Genomic DNA, 24495 nt, shown 5'->3' on the forward strand with positions numbered 1-24495 from the left:
CTTTGTGCAAATATGCTGTCCAAAAAAACAAAGTATGCCATTAAAGCGCTTGTTGCGCTTGGTAAAAATTTAGATAAACCACCTATGCAAATTTCAAAAATTGCAGAGGAGGAGCATATCCCGAAAAAATTCTTAGAGCAAATCCTGCTCGATTTACGTAACGCTGGTTTTTTATACAGTAAAAAAGGCGCAGGCGGTGGTTATAGCTTAAACAAAAAGCCCGAAGAGATTTTATTGGTACACGTAATGCGTGTAACTGATGGTCCTATTGCCATGGTGCCTTGTGCAAGTTTAAATTTTTATCACAAATGTGATGAATGTGTTGACGAGAAAACCTGCGGAATCAGAAGTGCCTTTATTGATGTTAGAGATGCTACGCTTAAGGTTTTAACCGAAACGAGCATTGCAGATGTAATTGGCCGTGAGGATAACCTGAAAATCGGGGTTATTAATTTATAATATTTATTTTTCGCCATTAAATCCGTCACCCGGAATTCATTTCAGGGTCTAATACGATATGTCTTAAACCTCGCAGGTTTTAAAATATTAATCCCAAATTCATTTATTGAGTTTGGGATTTTTTTTTTTGGAAATGAAAGTTCAGTTTTTCATAGGGGTTTTCAGTCCCGCTTTCCGTTTGTAGTGCCGGCTTGAAGCCGGCAGCTACCACTGCAATCGGGTTTATTTAACAGCGGTAGTAGCAAGATCGGGAGTTAAGACCTCGAAGGTTTTTAAAACATGCGAGGTCTTAATCCGCGTTAGCGCCCTAATCAGTTGACAATTTTCGGTTTTCAGTTATCAATCTGGAATTAAGTTACAGGTTGACAGTTAGCTATTTATTAACCAGCCATTCAAAACAGATCCTGAAACAAGTTCAGGATGGCGTTTAGCGGAGGTCACCTGCCAGGTTTAACAGGTTTTCGTAAAATTTTTCATAATAAATTACGACTATTCCTATATACTTTATATATTTGGCGTATGAATTTCAATTTTATACCTAATCAATTAATCGCTATGCAAATAATGTGTTGTTGTAAAACGCAGTAATAGGAGCCTACAGATAATTTTAAGTATAAAATATGGAATGCTTCTCGGTAACAGGGAAGCATTTTTAGAATAAAGCTAACAACACATATGCAAAGTTTCAGAACAGAACTCGAAAATCCGATTGTCGAGCAGGACATTATCGATTTGGAGAATAAAATTAAAGCTTTTAGAGATGGAACCATCCACGACGAAAAGTTTAGAAGCCTCCGCTTAGCACGCGGTGTTTACGGTCAAAGACAGCCTGGAGTACAAATGGTGCGTATTAAACTGCCTTTTGGTAAGGTAACTTTTAAGCAGTTGTTACGTATTGCCGATATTGCTGATGAGTATGGAAGTGGAAATTTACACTTAACTACCCGTCAGGATATTCAGATTCACTATGTAAGTTTAGATCGCACACCAGAACTTTGGGCTAAATTAGAGCAGGATGATATTACGCTTCGCGAGGCTTGTGGAAATACGGTACGTAATGTAACCGCTTCTCCAAATGCTGGAATTGATGCAGAAGAACCTTTTGATGTTTCGCCATATGCGCAGGCCGTATTTGCTTACTTTTTGCGTAACCCAATCTGTCAGGAAATGGGTAGAAAGATTAAAATTTCATTCTCTTCGAGTGATAGAGATACCGCGTTTAGCTATATTCACGATTTAGGTTTTATTCCTAAAATTAACGAAAATGGCGAACGTGGATTTAAAGTTTTATTTGCAGGTGGTTTAGGTGCGCAGCCGTTTTTAGCCAATGCGGTACATGAGTTTTTACCTGAAGACCAGTTAATTCCATTTACTGAATCGGTTCTTCGTGTATTCGACCGTTATGGCGAACGCACCAACCGTAACAAAGCGCGTTTAAAATATTTAGTTCAAAAATTAGGTTTAGAAGAAGTTTTACGTTTGGTTGCTGAAGAGCGCATTGCCAACAAAGTAAAAACCTTTAAAATCGATATTAATACGGTACCTCAGCCACTCTTGCCTTTAGAACAGGAGTACCCTGCGGTAGAAATATTAAACGAAGCTCATTACAAACACTGGTTAGCGACCAATGTAATTGAGCAGAAACAAGCCGGATTTTATGGCGTTTATGTAAAAGTTCAGGTAGGCGATATTAAAACTGATAAGGCGCGTGCTTTTGTTGATGCCATCAGACTTTATGTGGCTGATGAAATCAGGATTACGCAAAACCAGGGCTTATTATTAAAGTTTGTACGTAAGGAAGCATTGCCTTCATTATATTCAGCTTTAAATAAAATTGGTTTTACTACAGCAGGCTTTGATAGTTTAGCTGATATTACCACTTGCCCTGGTACCGATACCTGTAATTTGGGTATTTCCAATTCAATGACCCTGGCTGAGGTTTTAGAAGAGGTGATTTATACGGATTTCCCTGAGTTTATTTACGAGAAAAACATCAAGATCAAAATCAGCGGATGTATGAACTCTTGCGGTCAGCATGGTTTAGCTGAAATTGGTTTCCACGGAAGTTCGGTAAAAGCTGAAGGAAAAGTTGTTCCGGCAGTTCAGGTGATGTTGGGTGGTGGTACAGTAGGTAATGGTGTGGGTAGAGTAGCAGAACGTGTAATTAAAGTGCCTTCAAAAAGAGCAACCAGTGTTTTACATTTCATTTTAAATGATTTTAAAGCCAATAACCTGGAAGAGGAGAACTTTCACCAATATTATGATAGAAAAGGTAAAGACCATTTTTATCAGTTGTTAAAGCCACTGGCCGATTTAACCAATCTTAAAACAGAAGAATTTGTAGATTGGGGACACGTAGAAGAGTTTGTAACTGCAATTGGTGTAGGCGAGTGTGCCGGTGTGGTAATTGACTTAGTCGCTACCTTATTGTTAGAGGCCGATGAAAAATTCGATTGGGCGAAACAAAACCTTGAGAAAGCTGCTTATGCCGATGCCATTTATCATACTTACAGCACTTTTGTGAGCGCTGCCAAATCGTTATTGTTAGATAAAGGTGTAAATAGCAGCACACAGGTTGGTGTGATTCGCGAATTTGATAACCATTATGTAGAAACCGGAGAATTTAATTTATCGACCAATTTCTCTGACCTGGTTTTACAGATTAACAAAAACGAACCAACAGCCGAGTTTGCTCAGAAATATTTTGAAGAAGCAAAACAATTTTTAAATCAGATTAAGGAGAAAAGGGCCGTATTAGCGAAATGAGATTTGATACAATAGATAGGAGATTGGAGAACTGCAGACGCTAAATGCCATGCGCCAAACAACTCTTCATCTAGTCATTCAAAATTCAACAATTAAAAAGAAACATGGTTAATCAAAATAAAGAATCAAAAATAACCCTTTTAGGCGCTGGTCCTGGAGATCCTGATTTATTGACACTAAAAGGCGTAAAAGCATTGCAAACTGCTGATGTGGTTTTGTATGATGCCTTAACCAACGAAGCTTTATTAGAGCATGCTCCGGCAGAAGCCATTAAAGTTTATGTAGGGAAACGTTCAGGTGAGCATTCTTATCCTCAGGATACCATCAATAAATTAATGATTGATTATGCCTTAAACTACGGTCACGTGGTGCGTTTAAAAGGTGGCGACCCATTTGTTTTTGGCAGAGGTTACGAAGAGTTAGATTATGCGGCATCGTATAGTATTCCGGTAAGTGTAATCCCGGGTATTTCGAGTTCTATCGGTGTACCAGGCTTGCAGCAGATTCCGGTTACACACCGTGGCATGAGCGAAAGTTTTTGGGTAATTACCGGAACAACCACTTCCGGAGAAGTTTCGGCTGATATTTACCAGGCCGCACATTCTAATGCCACTGTTGTGGTACTGATGGGACTTAAAAAGTTGCCAAAAATTGTAGAGATTTTTAAAGCCGCAGGCAAACATCATTTACCAACTGCAGTGGTTCAGAACGGATCGGCAGAAGATGAAAGATTAGTAGTTGGTGTGGTTGAAACTATAGAAGGCTTAGTGCAACAAGAAAATATTAAAGCACCCGCTTTATTAATTTTTGGAGAAGTTGTATCATTACATCCATCATTTAAGAAATTAATTAAACAATATGCAAGTATTGCCTAACCAACCTAATAATGCAGAATCTTTTTCGGAAGAAGAAAAAGGTAACCAGCTCTTTCCGGTTTTTGTAAAGCTGAACAAGCTGCGTACATTATTAATTGGTGCAGGAAATATTGGGCTGGAGAAGTTAACAGCGATTGTAAATAACAGTCAGCAGGCAACCATCACCATTGTTGCAGAATTAATATCGCCAGAAGTTTATGCCCTTATCGCCAATTATCCGCTGATAAAGGTGAAGCAAAAAAGTTTCGACGTAGATGATCTGAACGATATTGATATCGTTTTTGCGGCAACCAATAACAATATTTTAAATGAAGAGATCAGAAAGGTGACGCACGAGCGTGGCCTGTTGATCAATGTGGCAGATAAGCCAGAACTGTGCGATTTCTATTTGGGATCAATCGTTCAAAAAGGCGATTTAAAAATTGCCATTTCCACAAATGGAAAATCACCAACCATAGCCAAACGTTTAAAGCAGATTTTAAATGAAGGTTTGCCAGCTGAGCTTGATGAAACACTGCAGAATATGAGTGCTTTGCGTCAAACTTTAAATGGCGATTTTTCGGCAAAGGTTAAAAAACTCAATAAGGTTACCCAAAGTTTAATTAACCCTAAAAAAAGTTTTGCCGAACGGAACATTAAATGGTTAATCTGGGTGGCATCCGTTCTACTCATTGGTGCTATCGGCTTTTCTTTGTGGAATACGGAACCAGAATTTCAAGCATTTTTAATTAATATCGATCCATTATTCTATTGGTTTTTAGGTGCTGGATTTGTATTTGCCTTAATTGATGGCGCAATTGGAATGTCGTACGGTGTTACCACAGCATCTTTTTCGTTAGCGATGGGTTTACCACCGGCATCGGCAAGTATGGCCATTCACATTTCTGAAGTAATGAGTAATGGTATTGCAGGCTGGATGCACTACCGTATGGGTAACGTAAACTGGAAACTATTCAAAATTTTAATTATCCCTGCCATTATCGGGGCAGTTTTAGGGGCTTATATTCTGTCGTCATTAGAACATTACAGTGCTTACGTTAAACCGGTTGTTGCTGTTTATACCTTAGTTTTAGGGGCAATTATTTTAATGAAAGCCTTTAATATTAAAAGAAAAAAAGCACAGGATAAAATTAAGAAAATTGGCTTGTTAGGCTTTGTAGGCGGTTTTATCGATGCGGCCTTTGGTGGTGGCTGGGGTTCAATCGTATTGTCGAGTTTAATTGCAGGCGGCAGGCACCCATTATTTTCATTGGGTACGGTAAAAATAAGCCGCTTTTTTATTGCCACGCTGAGTTCGCTTACCTTTTTTACCATGTTAGGTGGCAAACACTGGGAAGCTGTTTTGGGCTTGATTATTGGTAGCGCAATTGCATCGCCAATCGCCGCAAAAGTATCGAACAAAATTTCGGCAAAAACGATTATGGTTGCTGTAGGGATTATTGTGATGATTGTAAGCTTGCGCAGTGTGATTATGTTTATTTTAAAATTAATTTAGTGATGGAGAACCTAGAGGAGATCAAAGCAGAACTGGCAGGTTTAAGTACAATTGATAAACTGAAATTTTTGGCAGCTAAATATGCCGACCGTATTATATTTTCGACCAGTTTTGGTTGGGAAGATCAGGCGATTACACATTTAATTTTTGCCAATAATATTCCGATTAAGGTTTTTACTTTAGAAACCGGACGTTTGTTCCCGGAAACGTATTACGTTTGGAACCGAACCTTAGAAATTTATAATAAACCCATTTATGCCTATTATCCGCAAAACGAGCTGTTGCAGGATATGGTAAATACAAAAGGCCCGAGTAGTTTTTACGAATCGGTAGAAAACAGAAAAGAATGCTGTTATATCCGTAAAATCGAACCTTTAAAAAGAGCATTAAAAGGTAATGAAATCTGGGTAACCGGAATCAGGGCCGATCAAAGTGCCAATCGTGAAGATATGCACGATTTAGAATGGGACGAAGGAAACCAACTGGTTAAATTTCATCCTATCTTCGATTGGACTTTAGATGATGTGAAAGCCTACATTAAAGAAAACAACATTGTTTACAATACCCTGCATGATAAAGGTTTCCCTAGTATCGGTTGTGCCCCATGTACCAGAGCAGTACAGCCAGGCGAAGATTTTAGGGCCGGAAGATGGTGGTGGGAAGACCAGAGTAAAAAAGAATGCGGTTTGCACGCTACTTAAGGTATAAGGCGGAGGGCTAAAAGGTGGAAGGTTTATACTCCTTACTCGACGAAACGTTGGAATATTTCAACGTTCAAACCTTTCAACTTTACAACAATTTTAACAACAACAACAACACAACAAATATAACAAGTTGAATAATGAAGCCATTTAGCATTTAATCATTCAACATTTAAACATTCCAACATTTGCAATGAGTACATATAATTTCGATTATTTAGATGAACTAGAGGCCGAAGCCATTCACATTTTACGTGAAGTAGCGGGTCAGTTTGAAAAGCCAGCCTTATTATTTTCGGGTGGAAAAGATTCAATTACTTTGGTTCGTTTGGCAGAAAAAGCTTTCCGTCCGGGGAAATTTCCTTTTCCTTTAGTCCATATTGATACAGGCCATAATTTTGAAGAAACCATTACTTACCGCGATCAGATGGTAGAGCGGATTGGTGAAAAATTAATCATCGGATCTGTGCAGGAATCAATAGATCAGGGTAAAGTGGTAGAGCAAACTGGTAAAAATGCCAGTAGAAATGCTTTGCAGACGGTAACCTTACTCGATACCATCGCGAAATACCAGTTCGATGCCTGCATCGGTGGTGCACGCAGAGATGAGGAAAAAGCAAGGGCAAAAGAACGTATTTTCTCTGTTCGTGATGAATTTGGCCAATGGGATCCAAAACGTCAGCGTCCTGAACTTTGGAACATTTACAACGGTAAAATCCACAAAGGAGAAAACATCCGAGTATTCCCGATCAGTAACTGGACAGAATTAGATGTTTGGAATTATATCCGCAGAGAGAAAATAGATTTGCCAAGTATTTATTTCTCACACGAACGCGATTGTATCACCAGAAACGGACAGTTGATGGCCGCTTCGCCATTTTTAAATATGGATGATGAAGATGTGGTAGAACGCAAACAGGTTCGTTTCCGTACCGTGGGCGATATGTCTTGTACCGCTGCAGTAGAATCGGATGCCACTTTGATTGATGATATTATTTCTGAAATCAGCGCTTCTAAAATTTCAGAGCGTGGTGCCCGTATGGATGATAAAGTTTCTGAAGCCGCAATGGAAGACAGAAAAAAAGGGGGATATTTTTAGTCCAGAGTCCTAAGTCAATAGTCTTTAGTCTGTGGCTCATCATTTAGGCCATCAACTAAAAAACTATTAACCATCAACCAAAACATTAAAATATTTCAACATTAAAACATTTCAACAATCGTGAACATATTAAAATTTTTCACAGCAGGCAGTGTAGATGATGGTAAAAGTACCTTAATCGGCCGTTTGTTATACGATACAGATTCTATTTTGGCCGATCAGTTAGAAGCTTTACAGAGCTCTAACCGCAAAAATGATGACGGCACAATAGATTTAGCCATTTTAACCGATGGTTTAAGGGCAGAGCGCGAGCAGGGCATTACCATTGATGTAGCCTATAAGTACTTTCAGACCGAAAAACGCAAATTTATTATTGCCGATACTCCTGGTCATATTCAATATACAAGAAACATGGTTACAGGCGCTTCTACAGCCAACCTCGCCATTATCTTAATCGATGCCCGTAACGGCGTGGTAGAACAAACCATCCGTCACTCCTATATTGTTTCCCTATTGGGTATTAAACATGTAGTGGTTTGTATCAACAAAATGGATATGGTTGATTATAGCGAGACCGTTTATAGCGCAATTATAGAAAAGTACAAGGTTTTGGCACAGCAGTTAAAGCTGGCTGATGTAACCTACATTCCGGTTAGTGCCTTAAAAGGCGATAACATCGTGCAAAATTCAGGTAATATGGATTGGTATGAAGGAGAGAGTTTGTTACACTTCTTAGAAAAAGTTGATACCGATAACTTAGATAAATCGCAATTGGCCCGTATGCCTGTACAGTGGGTGGTGCGTCCGCAAACTGAAGAATTACACGATTACCGCGGTTATGCAGGTAGGGTATTAAGCGGAACCTTTAACTTAAATGACAAGGTTACGGTATTGCCTAGTGGTGCGAGCTCTACAGTGGAGAAGATTGAATTTTTTGATCAAACCCCAGATGCCGCTCATGCTGGCCAATCGGTAATTATCCACCTAAAAGATGATGTAGACATTAGCCGTGGCGATACCATTGTAAATGCTTCGGCTTTACCACAGGAATCGAAGCTGATTGAAGCAGATCTTTGCTGGATGGATGGCCGTGCATTAGATACCTCTATCATGTACAATATTCAGCATAACAGTAAAATTACCCGCTGTAAAATCAGTGAAATTTTGCATAAGGTTGATATCAATACCCTTGAAAAACATGCTGCTGATGAATTTAAATTGAATGATATTGGTCGTGTGATTATTAAAACTGCTGATGCTTTGGCCTTCGATTTATATGATGATAACCGGGCAAATGGTTCAGCCATTTTGGTAGATACGCGTACGAACTTAACCGTTGGTGCTTTAATGTTCAGGGCAGCAGTAGAGTAGAAAAGTAGGGAATGTAAAATGGAAGATGTGGGATGGAAAATGATCAATAACCAATTTTCAATCCTCAATGGCTGTAGCTTTATCGCATATCGCTAAAATCTTGATATTTTTAATTCCTTAATGCTAGAAGAACGGATGATATAAGCGGTGAGATGGAAATGATGAATATTTTATTTCAACTCATTGATCCTAAATCCTATGTGTGATGGAAGATATAATCCAGTAGAACCACAACCAAATATAATAATGAAGACTTTAGGTTTTTAATCTAAAGGGAAAGCAATTTCAGCGGGGCACCATCAGGCAGCCCCGTTTTTCGTTTACACGCTTTTTAAATATTTTAAATTTAAGCCCTTTAATTTTTTTTATATCTTAGTTTAAATCCCTCAGATAATTTTCCGAATAAACCTAAAACTATGCACGCTGGAAAGAAATACACCTTTTTCGAATTTATTGTATGGACCCGACGAGATATTTATCGTTTAACCATTCTCGCCATTATTCCAACTGTTCTTTATCATTTCTGTAAGTTCACATTTCTTTCCATTTCCTGGGTCCCGGTGGCACTTTTAGGTACTGCTGTTTCCTTTATCATAAGTTTTAAAATAATGCCAGTTACGCACGTCTTTGGGAAGCCAGGCAGATTTATGGTGGAATTATCAATGCGAGTCGTGCTTTTGGGGTCATGGTACGCGATTACCTGGCCAATCAGGATAAAAAGGCAGACATTCAGGTTATTTTTTACCGCCATTTCGCCTGGTTAACCGCCCTTCGGTTTCAGTTAAGAGAGCCGAGGGCCTGGGAAAACTCGAACGATCCCCGTAATATAGAATATGCCAGACTATATCATGTTTCCGAAAAAACGGAGAAGTTAGAAGATATCTTATCGAAATATCTTTCAACAGATGAGTTGAAATACATTTTAACCAAGAAAAATAAATCTACTCAGTTAATGGCTTTACAATCTCGCCATATCAATAAATTGGCTGCTGCAGGGAACTTATCCGACTTGCAACTACAATCTTTGCAAAGTTCGGTTACCAGTTTTTACGATAACCAGGGCAAAGCCGAAAGAATTAAAAATTTCCCTTACCCACGCCACTTTTCATCAATAGCAACCATTATGTTAAACTTATTTGTGTTTTTAGTGCCATATGGCTTATTAAACGAGTTTAACAAACTGGGGAATGGTACTTTGATTGAGGGTTATTCTATTTGGTTAAATATTCCATTCGCCATTTTACTCACCTGGGTGTTTAACTCGCTGGATATTGTTGGCGAAAGTTCTACCAACCCTTTTGAAGGAAGTGCCAATGATGTGCCAATTAGCAATATCTCGCGGACAATAGAAATCGATATGAGGGATATGCTTGATGAAACAGATCTGCCGCCGGTACTAACACCCGAAAATAGTATTCTGATGTAAATTTGCATTATGGAAATGATGGGAAATAGTCATCGTATTTGTATATTGAAGTAGAAAACAATAAACGACAAATACCATGAAAAGAAATATCCTTTACCTTGCCCTGGCAGCAATCCCTTTTGCGTATGCCTGTACCCAAAATAATAAAACAGCCACTGGCGCTAAAACCAAAACCGATTCTTTGGTTACTGAGAACTGTTATGCTGCGGCCTTTGAAAAAGACAGTGCTGCCATGAATGTTAAAATATTGGCCTCTGGTAAAGTTACAGGCTCATTATTGATTAACTACGGAGAGAAACCCCATAACAATGGCACCATTGATGGAAAATTTAATGGCGATACTTTATTGGTCGATTACCGCTTTAAAACCGGTGAAGATACGGTAAGCGTTTATACCAATCCATTGGCATTTTTAAAGAAAGATGGAAAACTCATTATGGGCATAGGGCAAATTGAAACCACGCTCGGAAGGTCGTATTTTGTTAAAGATAAACCTATTAATTTCGAAGCCGGTAAATTTATTTTTCAAGGTGTAGATTGTAAGTAAATTTAATTCTGAGCTAAAATGAAAGCTAATGGTCTTAGCGTCTCGCTAAGACCATGTTCATTTTACTATGTTTGTTTTTGCCACGGAGGCACAGAAAACACGGAATCTCCAATCAGTTGGTCGTCCTGAGCGGAGCCGAAGGATCTTTGAAGTAGCTCTCATGTGTCAGCATAAAGATTATCCATGCTACTGGTCTTAGCGTCTCGCTAAGACCATGTTCATTTTACTATGTTTGTTTTTGCCACGGAGGCACAGAAAATACGGAATCTCCAATCAGTTGGTCGTCCTGAGCGGAGTCGAAGGATCTTTTGAAATAGATCTTCTGTGTCAGAATAAAGATTCTTCATCGCCGCTACTGGTCTTAGCGTCTCGCTAAGACCATGTCCGTTCGTTTTTATTGTGTTTGTTTTTGCCACGGAGGCACAGAAAACACGGAATCTCCAATTAGTTGGTCATCCTGAGCGAAGTCAAAGGATCTTTGAAGTAGATCTTATGTGTCAGAATAAGGATTCTTCATCGCGTTCAGAAATATAAGTTCCTCATTAACAGTTAAAATCATCAAAATCGACACCTGCTAAAAAATTAAATGAAAATATTTTAAAATAAATTACTACTATTCCCATAGACTTTATATATTTGTATAATTAACAAACGTATAACGAGCTTAAATTATCTGTTATGATTTTGAATAAAGTAGAAAAAGCGAACATTGAACCAAGAATTACTTTAATAGGTGCAGGTCCTGGCGATCCGGATTTATTTAGTTTAAAAGGTGTTAAAGCATTAAAAACAGCTGATGTTGTTTTGTATGATGCAAATGTGAACGAAGCTTTATTATGTCATGCACCAGATGGTATTCCAAAAGTTTACGTGGGTAAACGTTCAGATGATGAATCGTTTTCGCAGGATGCAGTTAACAAACTGATTGTTGATTATGCTTTAAACTACGGTCACGTGGTACGTTTAAAAAGCGGCGATCCGTTTTTCTTCGCCAAAGGATACGAAGAAATAGATGCTGCAGAATCGTACAGTATCCCTACTGAAATTATTCCGGGTATTTCGAGTGCAACGGGTGCGCCAAGTTTGCAAAAGATCCCAATGATTTATAAAGATTTGAGCGAAAGTTTTTGGGCAGTAACCGGAACAAACTCAAAAGGAGAAATTTCTGAAGATTTATATATCGCAGCAAAAACCAAAGCGACTATTGTGGTATTAAACGGAATTGAAAAAGTAAAAGAAATTGCAGCCATATTCCAGGCAGAAAATAAAAATCTTTTGCCAGTAGCAGTCATTCAAAATGGTTCTACCTCAGAAGAAAAAATTGCAGTTGGCATTGTTGATACCATTGCTGAGATTGTTGAAGATAAAAGAATAACCGCACCAGCTTTATTGGTTTTTGGAGATGTAGTTTCCTTACACCCGCAATTTCAGCCGATCCGCGATTTCTACGAAATTATCGCCGAAGAATATTAAGATATTTTTTAAACCAAAAATATATTTGTTTTGTTGTTAAAACCGCTTAAGGATTTAAGCGGTTTTTTTGCGTTTGGTAGAGTCGCTGTTGATGTCAAAAAATCCAGGTATAGATAACTCTTATTAACCGCATAATCTGTTCTACTTTAAGATGGATGGCCTTGCCGAAAGGGTTAAATGAGCCATATATAGGGTATTTAACAGTTTAAAACGATTAACTAAAAATTTAATTATCATTATTTGCAAAATTCAAAACAATTAGTAACTTACTTAGGTTATCTAGACCAAATATTTGATGGAAATTATACATATAAGTGCTGAGTGTTACCCTGCAGCAAAAGTTGGAGGTTTAGCCGATGTAGTAGGAGCCTTACCAAAGTACCAAAATAAATTAGGCCACATTGCCAAGGTGGTAATACCAGCTTACGATACAAAATTTATCCGTGAAAGTGAATTTGAAGTGACTTATGATGCCTGGGCAAATTACGGAAACAATCATTTTCAATACCGCATATTAAAAGAAAAAACCAATAAACTTGGTTTCGATTTATACATTGTTCATATCCAGGGTTTAACGGATCGCCCGGGCGTATATGGATATCACGATGATACAGAAAGATTTGTCGCTTTCCAGATTGCCACACTCGATTGGATTGTACAATGGGAACATCGTCCGGATGTCATTCATTGTCACGATCACCATACAGGTTTAATTCCTTTTATGGTTTCAAATTGCGTAAAATATAAGCCAATAAGTGGCATTCCGACAGTTTTAACCATTCACAATGCACAATATCAGGGTCAGTTTGGCTGGGATAAATTATACTATATACCAGCATTCGATTTATGGAAAGGTGGTTTACTGGGCTGGGAAGATGCCATTAACCCTTTAGCATCGGCCATTAAATGTGCCTGGAGGGTAACCACCGTATCGCCAAGTTACCTGGATGAGATGATGAACAATGCACGTGGATTGGAAAGTTTGTTAAGGCAGGAGCGATGGAAATCATTAGGAATATTAAATGGAATCGATAGCGAGGTTTGGAATCCGGAAACCGATCCGATGCTGAGTAAAGGTTATAATTTAAAAACAGTTGAAGCAGGCAAACTGGCAAACAAAACAGCACTCTGTGATGTTTTTCAATTGGATGCGTCTAAACCCCTGTTTACTTTTATCGGCAGGTTAGTTGATGAAAAAGGAGCCGATTTATTGCCCGATATTTTTTATACCGCTTTACAACAACATGGTGATAACATCAATGTTCTGGTGTTGGGATCAGGAGACAATTGGGTGGAAGGCCGGTTAAATCAATTGAAAGATATTTTTACAGGTAAATACAATGCTTATATTGGCTACAACGAACAGGTTTCGCACGAGATGTATGCTGGAGCAGATTTTCTGATTATGCCATCACGGGTTGAACCTTGTGGTTTAAATCAGCTTTATGCATTAAGGTATGGAACGGTTCCTATTGTGCGCCGTATTGGAGGATTGAAAGATACAGTCATTGATATAGGCGATAAGGGCTTTGGGATTTGCCACGATCAAACCAGTATTTGGGATGTTACCCACGCCATTAACCGTGCTGTTGAATTATATAATGATAAAAAAGCTTTTAAAGCAGTTAGAAAAACAATGATGAAAATAGACCATTCGTGGGATAAGGCAGCATTGAATTATATTGAATTATATCAAATATTAAAATAAGCTTAAACTATGACCGACAAAGTTTTAGGCGTTATCCTTGGCGGTGGCCAGGGCTCTAGATTATCGCCACTAACACAAACACGTTCTAAACCGGCAGTTCCGATTGCTGGTAAATACAGATTGGTAGACATCCCGATTTCAAACTGCCTGAATTCTGGTATTCATCGAATGTTTGTGTTAACCCAGTTTAATTCAGCATCCCTAAACAAACACATTAAAAACACGTATCACTTTAGCCATTTTAGTACGGCCTTTGTTGATATTTTGGCGGCTGAACAAACTGTACAAAACTCAGGTTGGTTTCAGGGTACAGCAGATGCAGTCCGTCAGTGTATGCATCACATTGTTTCGCACGAGTTCGATTACATCTTAATCTTATCGGGCGATCAGTTGTATCAGATGGACTTTAAAGATATGATCGAAAAACATATCGAAGCCAATGCAGAAATTACTATTGCAACTATTCCGGTGACGGCAAAAGATGCAACTGATTTTGGTATTTTAAAGGCTGATGATGAAAACATGATCACTTCTTTTATCGAAAAACCTAAAACGGGTTTAGAAGATTGGATTTCGGATACCGGTGAAGAAATGCAGGGCGAGGGACGTAATTTCTTAGCTTCGATGGGTATTTACGTATTCAACCGCGAGTACCTGATCAATATCTTAAATGAGAACGAAGAGGAGAAAGATTTTGGTAAAGAAATTTTGCCTAGAGCAATTTCTCAGAGCAGGGTTTTAAGCTATCAGTACGAAGGTTACTGGACTGATATTGGAAATATTTCATCTTTCTTTGAGGCCAATTTAGGCTTAACGGATGAAATTCCTAAATTTAATATGTTCGATAGTAACCATGCTATTTTTACAAGAGCGAGGATGTTACCGCCATCGAAAATTTCGGGTACCACTTTGGATAAAACCATTATTGCCGAGGGCTGTATTATTCAGGCCAGTAAAGTAGAACATGCGGTTTTAGGGATCAGATCAAGAATTGGAAAAGATACCGTAATTACCAATGCCTACATAATGGGTAGCGATCGGTACCAAACACTGGAAGAAATTCAGGATGAAACCAGTAAAGGGCATTCATTAATCGGTATCGGAGACCGCTGTCATATTAACAACGCGATTATCGATAAAAACTGTCGCATCGGGAACGATGTAAAAATTAATGGCGGCGACCATTTAGAAGATGGCGACTTCGAACTTTATGCCGTTAAAGATGGCATAGTGGTCATTAAAAAAGGAGCAGTAGTGCCTAGCGGTACTGTGATTTAAAATAATCATTATTCATTAACCAGAAGCCAGTCGCGATTTCGTGGCTGGCTTTTTATTTGGACGAACCCTTGTTTATAAACCTGATAAAGCGGAAAGCCCGGAGCGAGGAACGAGTGAGGACTCTGATAAATTTTTAGTTTTATTTGGAAGGCATTTGCAGTAAGTCTTTTTAATGTTGGCCCCGCTTTTCATTACTTCCGATGAAAAATCGAAATCATTTCAATCGGCCTTATTGAAATAGGCCTGTGCTAATTAAAAATGTATCAGAACCCTTGTTTATAAACCTGATAAAGCGGAAAGCCCGGAGCGAGGAACGAGTGAGGACTTGAAGCGATTGCAGGGCTGGAGTAAGCGATTGAAACAGAACCCTCCATTTCCAAAAACGAATAAATACCTCATTATTTTAGCACAGATTTTATAAGTTTTTAAAGCCTGTAAAAGCTTTTTTAAAATTTTCTCTCTAACATTTTCCTAATCGGCTTGTTACTAAAATAAACAAAATTATAGTCTATGGCCGAAAAGCATCTTTATCAAACCGGAATTATAGGAAATTGCGCTTTCATTGCACACGTAAATAAAAACACCGATATATCCTGGCTTTGCTGGCCCCGCTTCGATAGCCCTTTTGTATTTGGCAGTTTATTGGATGAGAAAAAGGGAGGTGAATTTTCAATCTTGCCACAAGGCGAATTCACTTCTCATCAATATTATATCGAGAACACCAATGTGTTAAGAACAGAGATTACTGCCGAAGATGGAAAATACCGGATTACAGATTTTGCACCCCGTTTTCATCTATACGATCGTTATTTTAAACCGCTCATGTTCATCAGAAAAATCGAACCTTTGGAAGGGAGCCCGCGCATTACCATCAAGTGCAAGCCTGTGTGCGATTATGGAAAAGGTAAAATGAAATCGAGCAGGGGCAGTAATCACATTGATTATCTGGGTTGTGACGAAAATATCCGTTTAAGTACGAATGTATCGCTTACCTATATTTTTGACGAGAAAGCATTTGTACTGAATGAGGCTAAATATCTCATCATGACGTATGGCCAAAATCTGGAAGCTCCTGTAGTAAGTACTGCTGAAAATTTTTTGCGTGAAACGATAGCTTATTGGCGGTTATGGATTAAACATTCGTCCATTGCAGGTTTTTACCAGCCTTTTGTTATCCGTTCGGCCCTGGTGCTTAAAATCCACCAATATGAAGACACTGGCGCAATTATAGCTGCAAGTACAACCAGTTTACCAGAATCACCGGGTAGTACCCGAAACTGGGATTACCGGTATTGCTGGCTGCGCGATTCTCACTATGTATTAACTTCGTTAAACCATATTGGCCATTTTGAAGAAATGGAGCGGTATTTTAATTACCTGTCTGATATTTCGCACGCGGAGGATATACGTTACCAACCCCTGTATGGCATTGCGGGTGAAAGGGAAATTACCGAACGTACATTAGACCATTTGACAGGATACAAGGGCGAACAGCCCATTAGGGTAGGGAACCAGGCCTATGAACATATTCAGAATGATATTTATGGTCAGGTTTTAATTTCGATGTTACCACTCTATACCGACCACCGTTTTGTTTTTTCAGAACGTAGCGATTCGGTAAGGTGGATTGAAAGTGTGCTTTCTAAAATTGAACGGACAATTGATGAAAAGGATGCCGGAATCTGGGAATTCAGAAATATTGCCAATGTACATTGTTACAGTAATTTATTTCAATGGGCAGGCGCACAGGCTGCTTTAAAAATGGCCAAAACAATTGGTAATGATGATTTTGAGAAACGCGCGCAGGTTTTAATTGATAAAGCTGCTGCACACATAGAAGCCTGTTACGATCCGGAACGAAAAGTGTATACCAACGCTGTAGGAAGCCCGCATTTAGATGCCAGCACCTTACAATTGATCATGATGAATTATTTGGATCCTGCATCAGACCGGGCAAAGGATCATTTAATAGCTTTAGAAAAAGAACTGAAAACGGAAGATGGACTATTTTACCGTTATTTACATGCTGATGATTTTGGTAAACCAAAAACCACATTTTTAATTTGTGCCTTTTGGTATGTGGAAGCTTTGGCATGCGTTGGCCGAACCGATGAAGCGATAAAAGAATTCGAAAACATTATTAAATATTGTAACCACCTTCTTTTATTCAGTGAGGATGTTGATGCTAAAACGGGTAGCCAGTGGGGTAATTTCCCGCAAGCTTATAGCCATGTGGGATTAATGAATGCGGCTTATCGCATTGCAATTAAACTGGATAGGCCGATATTTTTGTAAGGCAGTAAGTGGATTGCAAATCCACATTTCAAGAGTCGGGATTGCAAATCCCGACTAACTTAAAAATATCGTCATCTCGACTGGAACACAGTGAAATGGAGAGATCTATATAGTTAGATTTCCCGATTACGCTGCATTCCGCTCGAAATGACGATTCCTATTGAGAAAATGTTTTTACTTAATTGATGTCATTCCCGTGTATCCGGGAATCTTAGAGCAATAAGCATAACGTCATCCCCAATCGAGTTGGGGATGACGTTTACGCTAAAATTTAACTCCTTCCCACAAACTCTTCTTTTACTAAACTCCAGAGCAGTTTTCGCACTTCTTTAAAATCATTTAGGTAATACTTGGCTTCTGAAATGTTATTGCCAACTTTAATGGTAAAAGCATCATCTGGCAATGCCCTAAAAATATCTTCATCGGTATGGTCATCGCCAAGCGCCAAAATAAAATCAGGTTTTTTATTGTACAACCAATTTAAGGCTGCTTTGCCTTTGTTAACCTCCATGTTTTTAAACTCGATTACCTTATTGCCTGGCATGAGTTGCAGGCCTTTATCTGCAGCCAAAATTTTCATATGGCTGATAATTTCATTGGCCCTTAAATCGCCAAGTCCTTCTTCTGCTTTCCGGTAATGCCAAACCAATGAGTAACTTTTTTCTTCGATAAACGATCCCGGCGTACGGTCGGTATAAGTTTCCAATAGCGTTTTGATTTCCTGTTTCCACTGATCGGTTAACAGTGGCAGGCTGTTCCATTTATCTTCGAACGATTTTTGCCAGGCTCCATGCTCCGCAATCAAATCTACCTTTAGGTGCCCAAACCACTTTTCAAGCGTTTCATTTCTTCTGCCACTAATAATTACAACTTTATTGGCCTTATCAAGCGTTAGGTTCTCAATTAAATCGTATAATTCTGCATCTGGCGAAGCATCGTCAATATTTCCCGTAAAATCTACCAGTGTGCCATCATAATCTAAAAATAGTACACGATCTTGGGTTTTTGCATATTGGCTTGCAATTACTTCGTTAATGGCATTTACGGCATGTTTTGTTAATAAGGATTTTTGAGAATCTTTCACTTCGTTTAATCTTAAAATAAAATTGTTCACCCAATGTTTAACATTGAATTTTTCTACAATTGCACGCATGGCTTTCATACGTTGTTTTTGTTCTGCTAAAGGCATTTTAAGCGCAGTTACAATGGCTTCCATAATGTCGCCGAGGTTATTCGGATTAACAATAACTGCATCTGTTAACTCCTTGGATGCACCGGCCATTTCGCTTAAAATCAACACCCCGTCATTATTGTTCCGGCTGGCCACATATTCTTTACTAACCAGATTCATTCCATCGCGCATAGGCGTAACCAAACAGATATCTGCTGTGGAGTAAAGGGCCGATAACACTTCAATAGGGAAGGAGCGGTAAAAATAATTTACCGGAATCCAGTTCATTGAACGGTACCTGGCATTTAAATTTCCAACAAACTGATCAATCTGATCTCTTAATTCACTGTATTTTGGTACGGTATCCCTCGAAGGAACCACAATCATAAAAAGTTCGATTTTGCCAATATATTCGGGATGGTGCTGGAGCAGTAATTCTAAAGCTTTTAACCTTTCCAGTATGCCTTTGCTATAATCGAGCCGATCGATAGACAAGATTACTTTCGTATGTTCCTTACCTGATCTGAAATAGGCAATCTCTTTTTGTACTTCCTCCGTTGCGGTTAAACCTGAAAACTTATTATAATCGATTCCCATTGGGAAAGCTTCCACTACAATTTGTCGTTCGTTGCTGCTGAGTATGTTTGATGAGGAATTTACCGGAAGTAAACGTGTTGCGGTACTGATAAAGTGGCGAACATCATCAAAAGTATGGAAACCGATTAAATCGGCACCGATAAGCCCGTTTAAGAGCTCTTCACGCCAGGGAATCAACCTGAATATTTCGTATGACGGAAAGGGTATATGCTGGAAAAAACCAATGGTGGCATTAGGAAGTTTTTCTCTTAATATGCCTGGGAGAAGGAGTAACTGGTAGTCCTGGATCCAGACTTTATCTTTTCTGTTCAGCACCTGCATCGCGCTTTTTGCAAATTTCTCATTAACCGATCGATAGCAGTCCCAGTAGTTTTGTTCGTAATGTGCGTAAGTAACGAGGTAATGAAATACGGGCCATAATATTTCGTTCGAAAAGCCTTCGTAATATAAATTGATTTCGTTTTGAGTAAGGAAAACCGGGTAGAGGTTTAGTTCGGCAAGTTTTTGTGTAACTTCTTCCTGACGTTCTTCTGGTACTTCAATTCCTGGCCAGCCGATCCAGATGGAATTTCCTGATTTATAAACGTCTCCTAGTCCGGTAGCAAGGCCGCCTTCACTCGGAATAAACGTGTATTCGTCGTTTTCTTCAATGATTTTAACGGGTAGTCTGTTCGATATTATAACTGTCTTCATGCTTGTATTTGATGTATCCACATCATTAAAAGCATATCAAACTGGTTTTGTTTGATATTTTAACTCAAAAAAACATTCAAATGATTAAACATAATTAAATACCAACGAAAAAGTAGTGCCATTATCGGGTATTGAAATAACTTCTATACTGCCCCTGTGCATTTTCATAATATTACGGCTAATGGTTAAGCCTATTCCTGAACCATTTTTTCTGGTGGTGTAAAATGGGACAAATATCTTTTCGAGATCACCGGCATCGATACCCTTTCCGTTATCGCTCACATCAATATACAATTTGGTGTTTTCTAAGCGATAATTTACATTGATGTGTGGGTGTTCGCTGTTTTCTACAGCATAAATACTGTTGGTAATCAGGTTAATCAGCACTTGTTCAATTAATTTTAAATCGAGCTGAATGGTGATTTTTGAAGAAGTTTGCTCCACATCCAATACCACATTTTTAACTTTTGCAAAAGGCTGCATTAATACTTTAATGTGTTTCAGTATTTCGCCAATGGTATGCGATTCGAGGTTTGGGGTAGGCAACTCAGCAATCAATCGATAGTCTTTCACAAAATCCAATAAGCCCGATGATCTACGCTGGATGGTTTGCAAAGCTGTTTTTAAATCATCCATTTCATCTTCGGTGAGCATTTTTTTATCACTTACCATTTTGTTTATGGTGTCAGACAGTGAACTGATCGGCGTGATCGAATTTAAGATCTCATGAGAAATTACGCCAATTAATCTATTCCACGCTTCTGTTTCTTTTTGCTCAATTTCATCTTTAATGTTTTGAAAACTGATGATGGTATAATTGTTTCCGTAAAGGTTTAAAGGGATCACTTCGGTTGATAATTGAATCAGTTTATCCTGGATTTTTAACTCCAAAAATCTTTTTCCTCCTGAAGAAATCTGTTCAACCTCGTTAGAAAAACTGGGCAGGTGCTCCTTTAACCGGTGCCAATATTTATAAGCAGGAACACCTAAAAGACTGGATGCTGCCTGGTTAAAAAACGCAATCTCTTCTTTCTCCTGCTCTGTATTATTGACCACAATTACACCCACAGGAACTTGTTCCAGAATGGTTTTGATCAGTTGAAAAATAGCTTCCTGTTCCAGCCGGATTTGTTTGTGGACCTGTAAAATATCGCTGAATGATTCGTATAATTCAGGGAAACTTCCTTTAGTTGCTTTGTTTTTGAAGTTTAGGGTATGATCTCTTGTTTTAACGGCTAAGATAAAACGGTTAATATCTGAGCGGATTTGATTGATGTAATAGTAAAGTGAAATGATGGTTCCCAACAAAATCAATGCAACACCTGTTATCGTAAACCAGAGCTGCGTGTTTTTAATCAGGTAAAATAAGAGGTAGCCGAGCAGATTGATGATCAGCAGGCGAACTATTAAACGAAAAGTAAAACGTTGGTAAAACATCATTAAGGTTTAGGGTTTAAGGTCTAGGGTTTAGGGTTTTGTTCGGCGATTAACCTTACGCCTTAAACCTTACACCATACACCTCTTTTAAATTCCAAATTTCTCAATTCTCCTGTACAGTGCAGCACGGGTTAAGCCAAGTTCTGCTGCGGCTTTTGATATATTTCCTTTGTGTTTATCAATTGCTTTTTGCACCATCATTTTTTCCATATCCTCCAGTGCCATCTCGTCTGGTATGGTGTTGTTTTGTGCGTAGCGCTGCGGACTCAACTGCAAATCTTCTTCTGCAATATCTGCACCATCGCTCATAATAACGGCTCTTTCTAAAACGTGTTGTAACTCGCGGACATTGCCCGGCCATTTATATTGTAAAAGTGCTTGCTGGGCTTTATTGCTCAGCTTACGGATGTCTTTGTGATACTTAGCGCTAAAAACCTGCATAAAATGATTGGCTAAAAGTAAAATATCTGTTCCACGTTTACGCAAAGCTGGTAATAAAAGTTCAACTGTGTTAATGCGGAAAAGTAAATCCTGCCTGAAGGTATTTTTAGCTACCATTTCATTCAAAGGCATATTGGTGGCCGTTATTAAGCGAACATTTACCTTACGTTCTTTGCTTTCTCCTAAACGGGTTACCGTCCGGTTTTGCAAAACGCTTAACAGTTTAGCCTGAAGCGGTAATGTTAAATTTCCAATCTCGTCTAAAAATATCGTTCCGCCATCGGCCAGCTCAAAGCGGCCGGGTTTATCTTCTTTGGCATCGGTAAAAGCACCTTTCGCATAGCCGAATAACTCACTTTCAAATAAATTTTCATTTAAAGAACCCAAATCCACATGCATAAAAACCTGGTTTTTCCTTTGCGAGTTACCATGGATTTCATAAGCGAAAACTTGTTTCCCCGTTCCGTTTTCACCCAGAATAAGCACATTAGCGTCCGTAGGGGCCACTTTTAAAAGCGTATTTTGCAATTGTTTTATTTCATCTGCCTGCCCCACAATGTTCTCGAAACCCCGGGTAAGGTCTTTTTGGAGCGATGAATGTATTTTTTCTAGTTTCTTTACCTTTTTGGTCGACTCGCGAAGTTTAGATGCCGATGAAATAGTGGCAAACAGCTTTTCATTTTCCCAGGGTTTTAGAATAAAATCGGTAGCTCCTTTTTTAATCGCCTTTACGGCCAGTTCAACATTCCCAAAAGCAGTCATTAGTATGACTACATAATCTTTATCAATCGATAAAATATGTTCCAGCCAATAAAGGCCTTCTCTACCATCACTGGCACCTTTTTGGTAGTTCATATCCAGCAGGATGATATCAATTTCATTTTTGCTCAATAAAACATTGATCTCTTTAGGCGATTTACATGTAATTACTTGCTTTACCTGCTGCTTTAAAAACAAACGGGCACTAAGCAGGATATCGTCGTCATCATCGATAATTAAAACTGTGGCGTCAAGCATAACCTCTACCTATTAAAAGTTCGTATATATTTATTCTTTTTTGCTGTCCCTCTACAGCTTCGAATTGGCACCATGAAATAACTTATTCTTATAATCATCCATATCTGATAGATTAACTTAACCTATTAAAGATAATGTTTTATGCTTTTTATGTTACAACATAGAGGGGCAAACCTGTTTTCTCCTCCCTGCCCCCTCTCCTCCAGGAGAGGGGATAAAGGGCTGAGGCAAAAGTAATAAAACTGTCCGCTCCCGCACATCAACTGTCCGATAATGAACATGTAAAAAATAAATCTACTATTAATCTATTGATTATTAATGTTTTAAATGTGTTTGGTTCTTTTGGCACAAGCTTGGTTATTAGTGAAACCAAACAGTACAACCGAACACATGGATAAGAAAATAGAGAAAAAAAGATTTAGCACTAAAAGCCTTTTAATTATAGGTGGAGCAATTGCTTTTGTAGCGGTTGTAATTTATGGCTATACTTTGTCCCTCAAAAAAGTTTACAGTGCAGATGCCGATAAATTAACCATCAGTAAAGTTGAATATGGCGATTTTGAAGATGTCGTGTTATTAAATGCCAGTGTAGTTCCTTTAACTTCGGTAATTGTAAGTTCATCGGAAGGTGGAACAGTTGCCGAAATTTTTACCGAGAACGGTGCTTCTGTAGTAAAAGGTACACCTTTATTACGTATAGCGAATTCAAATGCCATGTTGGGTTATACCTCGCAGCAAACAGCCGCCACCGAGCAAATCAATCAACTGCGTAAATCGAGGTTAGACTTAGAGCAAAATCAAAGGATCCTGAATCAGGATGTATTAGATGTAGAGAATAATTTACGTACAGCAACCCGTCAATTTAGATTAGATAGCTCGCTTTTCGCCAAAAAGGTAATTACGCTGCAAGAATTTAACAAGTCGAACCAGGATTATGAATATTACCAGGGTAAATTGAAAATTGTACGTCAGGCCATTAAACAGGAAAATCAAAGCCGTAAGATGCAACTTGCTCAAATCGATCAGTCGATGGGACAAATGAATGAAAGTTTGGAGATGATCCGTAAGAACATCGAAAATATGACGATCAAAGCCCCTGTATCTGGTAAATTATCGTCTTACGATCCGGTAATTGGTAAATCATACAATTCTAACGAAATGATTGGAAAGATTGACGTGTTGCAAGGTTATAAACTTCAGGCAGGTGTGGATGAATATTATATCAATCGGGTAAAAGAAGGACAAACTGCTAACTGCGAGTTTAATGGTAAAACTTATAACTTAACTGTGAGTAAAGTAATACCTGAGGTTACAGCAGGTCAGTTTCAGGTAGAAATGGTTTTTAAAGGAGCAGCACCCGAAGGTTTGCGTCGCGGATTATCGTTGCAAACAAAATTAACCTTGTCTGACAACAGCAAATCGCTGCTTCTGGCTCAGGGACAGTTTTTCCAGAGTACAGGTGGCTCCTGGGTATTTGTGGTAGCCAATGGAAAAGCAACGAAGAAAAATGTAAAAATTGGAAGAAAAAATTACCTGTACTACGAAATACTGGATGGTTTGCAAAAAGGTGATGAAGTAATTACCTCGTCTTACGATCAGTTTAACCAGTACGACCAGGTGGAGATTAATAAGTAGAGCGGTAAGCG

The 24495-nt window shown here is 38.6% G+C and carries 16 protein-coding genes and 1 pseudogene; 14 read left to right on the forward strand and 3 right to left on the reverse strand.

The features are described from left to right. Positions 1 to 12: 12 nt before the first annotated feature. The 13 genes and pseudogenes from CA265_04090 (at position 13) to CA265_04150 (ending at position 17493) form a co-directional block, all read left to right on the forward strand. Positions 13 to 459, forward strand: coding sequence for a transcriptional regulator (locus CA265_04090; protein ID ARS38902.1), 447 nt, complete (start codon positions 13 to 15; stop codon positions 457 to 459). 675 nt (positions 460 to 1134) lie between these two features. Next, a complete protein-coding gene (locus tag CA265_04095) occupies positions 1135 to 3225 on the forward strand; it encodes a nitrite reductase (GenBank protein ID ARS38903.1) in 2091 nt (696 codons plus the stop codon). Positions 3226 to 3329: 104 nt separating this feature from the next. Further along, positions 3330 to 4100: a uroporphyrinogen-III C-methyltransferase gene (locus CA265_04100; protein ID ARS38904.1), complete on the forward strand. Its 771-nt coding sequence runs from the start codon at positions 3330 to 3332 to the stop codon at positions 4098 to 4100. Continuing rightward, positions 4084 to 5595, forward strand: coding sequence for a siroheme synthase (locus CA265_04105; GenBank protein ID ARS38905.1), 1512 nt, complete (start codon positions 4084 to 4086; stop codon positions 5593 to 5595). Before CA265_04100 ends, CA265_04105 begins: the two co-directional genes overlap by 17 nt. 2 nt (positions 5596 to 5597) lie before the next feature. Further along, positions 5598 to 6296 (forward strand): phosphoadenosine phosphosulfate reductase, encoded by a 699-nt coding sequence (locus CA265_04110; GenBank protein ID ARS38906.1) that lies wholly within the window; start codon positions 5598 to 5600, stop codon positions 6294 to 6296. A 193-nt stretch (positions 6297 to 6489) separates the two neighbouring features. Further along, complete coding sequence (locus tag CA265_04115; protein ID ARS38907.1) at positions 6490 to 7395, forward strand: sulfate adenylyltransferase small subunit; 906 nt, start codon at positions 6490 to 6492, stop codon at positions 7393 to 7395. 120 nt (positions 7396 to 7515) lie between these two features. Then, positions 7516 to 8766 carry a sulfate adenylyltransferase gene (locus CA265_04120; GenBank protein ID ARS38908.1) on the forward strand — a complete coding sequence of 417 codons (1251 nt, stop codon included), beginning with the start codon at positions 7516 to 7518 and terminating at the stop codon, positions 8764 to 8766. Between the two features lie 416 nt (positions 8767 to 9182). Further along, positions 9183 to 10192 (forward strand): annotated as a pseudogene (locus CA265_04125) (multidrug transporter). Positions 10193 to 10268: 76 nt separating this feature from the next. Then, the gene (locus CA265_04130; protein ARS38909.1) at positions 10269 to 10739 is read left to right on the forward strand and encodes a hypothetical protein; all 471 of its coding nucleotides are present in this window, start codon (positions 10269 to 10271) and stop codon (positions 10737 to 10739) included. A 678-nt stretch (positions 10740 to 11417) separates the two neighbouring features. Continuing rightward, a complete protein-coding gene (locus CA265_04135; GenBank protein ID ARS38910.1) occupies positions 11418 to 12212 on the forward strand; it encodes a uroporphyrinogen-III C-methyltransferase in 795 nt (264 codons plus the stop codon). Between the two features lie 295 nt (positions 12213 to 12507). Next, the gene (locus CA265_04140) at positions 12508 to 13920 is read left to right on the forward strand and encodes a glycogen synthase (protein ID ARS38911.1); all 1413 of its coding nucleotides are present in this window, start codon (positions 12508 to 12510) and stop codon (positions 13918 to 13920) included. Between the two features lie 9 nt (positions 13921 to 13929). Continuing rightward, positions 13930 to 15198, forward strand: coding sequence for a glucose-1-phosphate adenylyltransferase (locus CA265_04145; protein ARS38912.1), 1269 nt, complete (start codon positions 13930 to 13932; stop codon positions 15196 to 15198). 510 nt (positions 15199 to 15708) lie between these two features. After that, complete coding sequence (locus CA265_04150) at positions 15709 to 17493, forward strand: glycosyl hydrolase (protein ID ARS38913.1); 1785 nt, start codon at positions 15709 to 15711, stop codon at positions 17491 to 17493. 271 nt (positions 17494 to 17764) lie between these two features. On the opposite strand, the gene CA265_04155 is transcribed toward CA265_04150, so the two are convergent. The 3 genes from CA265_04155 to CA265_04165 form a co-directional block, all read right to left on the reverse strand. Further along, complete coding sequence (locus CA265_04155) at positions 17765 to 19954, reverse strand: bifunctional alpha,alpha-trehalose-phosphate synthase (UDP-forming)/trehalose-phosphatase (protein ARS38914.1); 2190 nt, start codon at positions 19952 to 19954, stop codon at positions 17765 to 17767. A gap of 84 nt (positions 19955 to 20038) precedes the next feature. Then, positions 20039 to 21391, reverse strand: coding sequence for a response regulator receiver protein (locus CA265_04160; protein ID ARS38915.1), 1353 nt, complete (start codon positions 21389 to 21391; stop codon positions 20039 to 20041). 87 nt (positions 21392 to 21478) lie between these two features. Further along, on the reverse strand, positions 21479 to 22849 hold the full coding sequence (locus CA265_04165; GenBank protein ARS38916.1) for a sigma-54-dependent Fis family transcriptional regulator: 1371 nt from the start codon (positions 22847 to 22849) through the stop codon (positions 21479 to 21481). Positions 22850 to 23239: 390 nt separating this feature from the next. Between CA265_04165 and CA265_04170 the strand changes: the two genes are divergently transcribed. Then, a complete protein-coding gene (locus tag CA265_04170; protein ARS42881.1) occupies positions 23240 to 24484 on the forward strand; it encodes a transporter in 1245 nt (414 codons plus the stop codon). Positions 24485 to 24495 lie beyond the last annotated feature (11 nt).

The organism is Sphingobacteriaceae bacterium GW460-11-11-14-LB5 (assembly GCA_002151545.1).
In the GTDB taxonomy this organism is placed as follows: Bacteria; Bacteroidota; Bacteroidia; order Sphingobacteriales; family Sphingobacteriaceae; genus Pedobacter.

Bases quoted from the DNA above. Each gene is read 5' to 3' on its own strand.
- CA265_04090 (ARS38902.1), top strand. From the start codon at position 13: ATGCTGTCCAAAAAAACAAAGTATGCCATTAAAGCGCTTGTTGCGCTT.
- CA265_04095 (ARS38903.1), top strand. From the start codon at position 1,135: ATGCAAAGTTTCAGAACAGAACTCGAAAATCCGATTGTCGAGCAGGAC.
- CA265_04100 (ARS38904.1), top strand. From the start codon at position 3,330: ATGGTTAATCAAAATAAAGAATCAAAAATAACCCTTTTAGGCGCTGGT.
- CA265_04105 (ARS38905.1), top strand. From the start codon at position 4,084: ATGCAAGTATTGCCTAACCAACCTAATAATGCAGAATCTTTTTCGGAA.
- CA265_04110 (ARS38906.1), top strand. From the start codon at position 5,598: ATGGAGAACCTAGAGGAGATCAAAGCAGAACTGGCAGGTTTAAGTACA.
- CA265_04115 (ARS38907.1), top strand. From the start codon at position 6,490: ATGAGTACATATAATTTCGATTATTTAGATGAACTAGAGGCCGAAGCC.
- CA265_04130 (ARS38909.1), top strand. From the start codon at position 10,269: ATGAAAAGAAATATCCTTTACCTTGCCCTGGCAGCAATCCCTTTTGCG.
- CA265_04135 (ARS38910.1), top strand. From the start codon at position 11,418: ATGATTTTGAATAAAGTAGAAAAAGCGAACATTGAACCAAGAATTACT.
- CA265_04140 (ARS38911.1), top strand. From the start codon at position 12,508: ATGGAAATTATACATATAAGTGCTGAGTGTTACCCTGCAGCAAAAGTT.
- CA265_04145 (ARS38912.1), top strand. From the start codon at position 13,930: ATGACCGACAAAGTTTTAGGCGTTATCCTTGGCGGTGGCCAGGGCTCT.
- CA265_04150 (ARS38913.1), top strand. From the start codon at position 15,709: ATGGCCGAAAAGCATCTTTATCAAACCGGAATTATAGGAAATTGCGCT.
- CA265_04155 (ARS38914.1), bottom strand. From the start codon at position 19,954: ATGAAGACAGTTATAATATCGAACAGACTACCCGTTAAAATCATTGAA.
- CA265_04160 (ARS38915.1), bottom strand. From the start codon at position 21,391: ATGTTTTACCAACGTTTTACTTTTCGTTTAATAGTTCGCCTGCTGATC.
- CA265_04165 (ARS38916.1), bottom strand. From the start codon at position 22,849: ATGCTTGACGCCACAGTTTTAATTATCGATGATGACGACGATATCCTG.
- CA265_04170 (ARS42881.1), top strand. From the start codon at position 23,240: ATGGATAAGAAAATAGAGAAAAAAAGATTTAGCACTAAAAGCCTTTTA.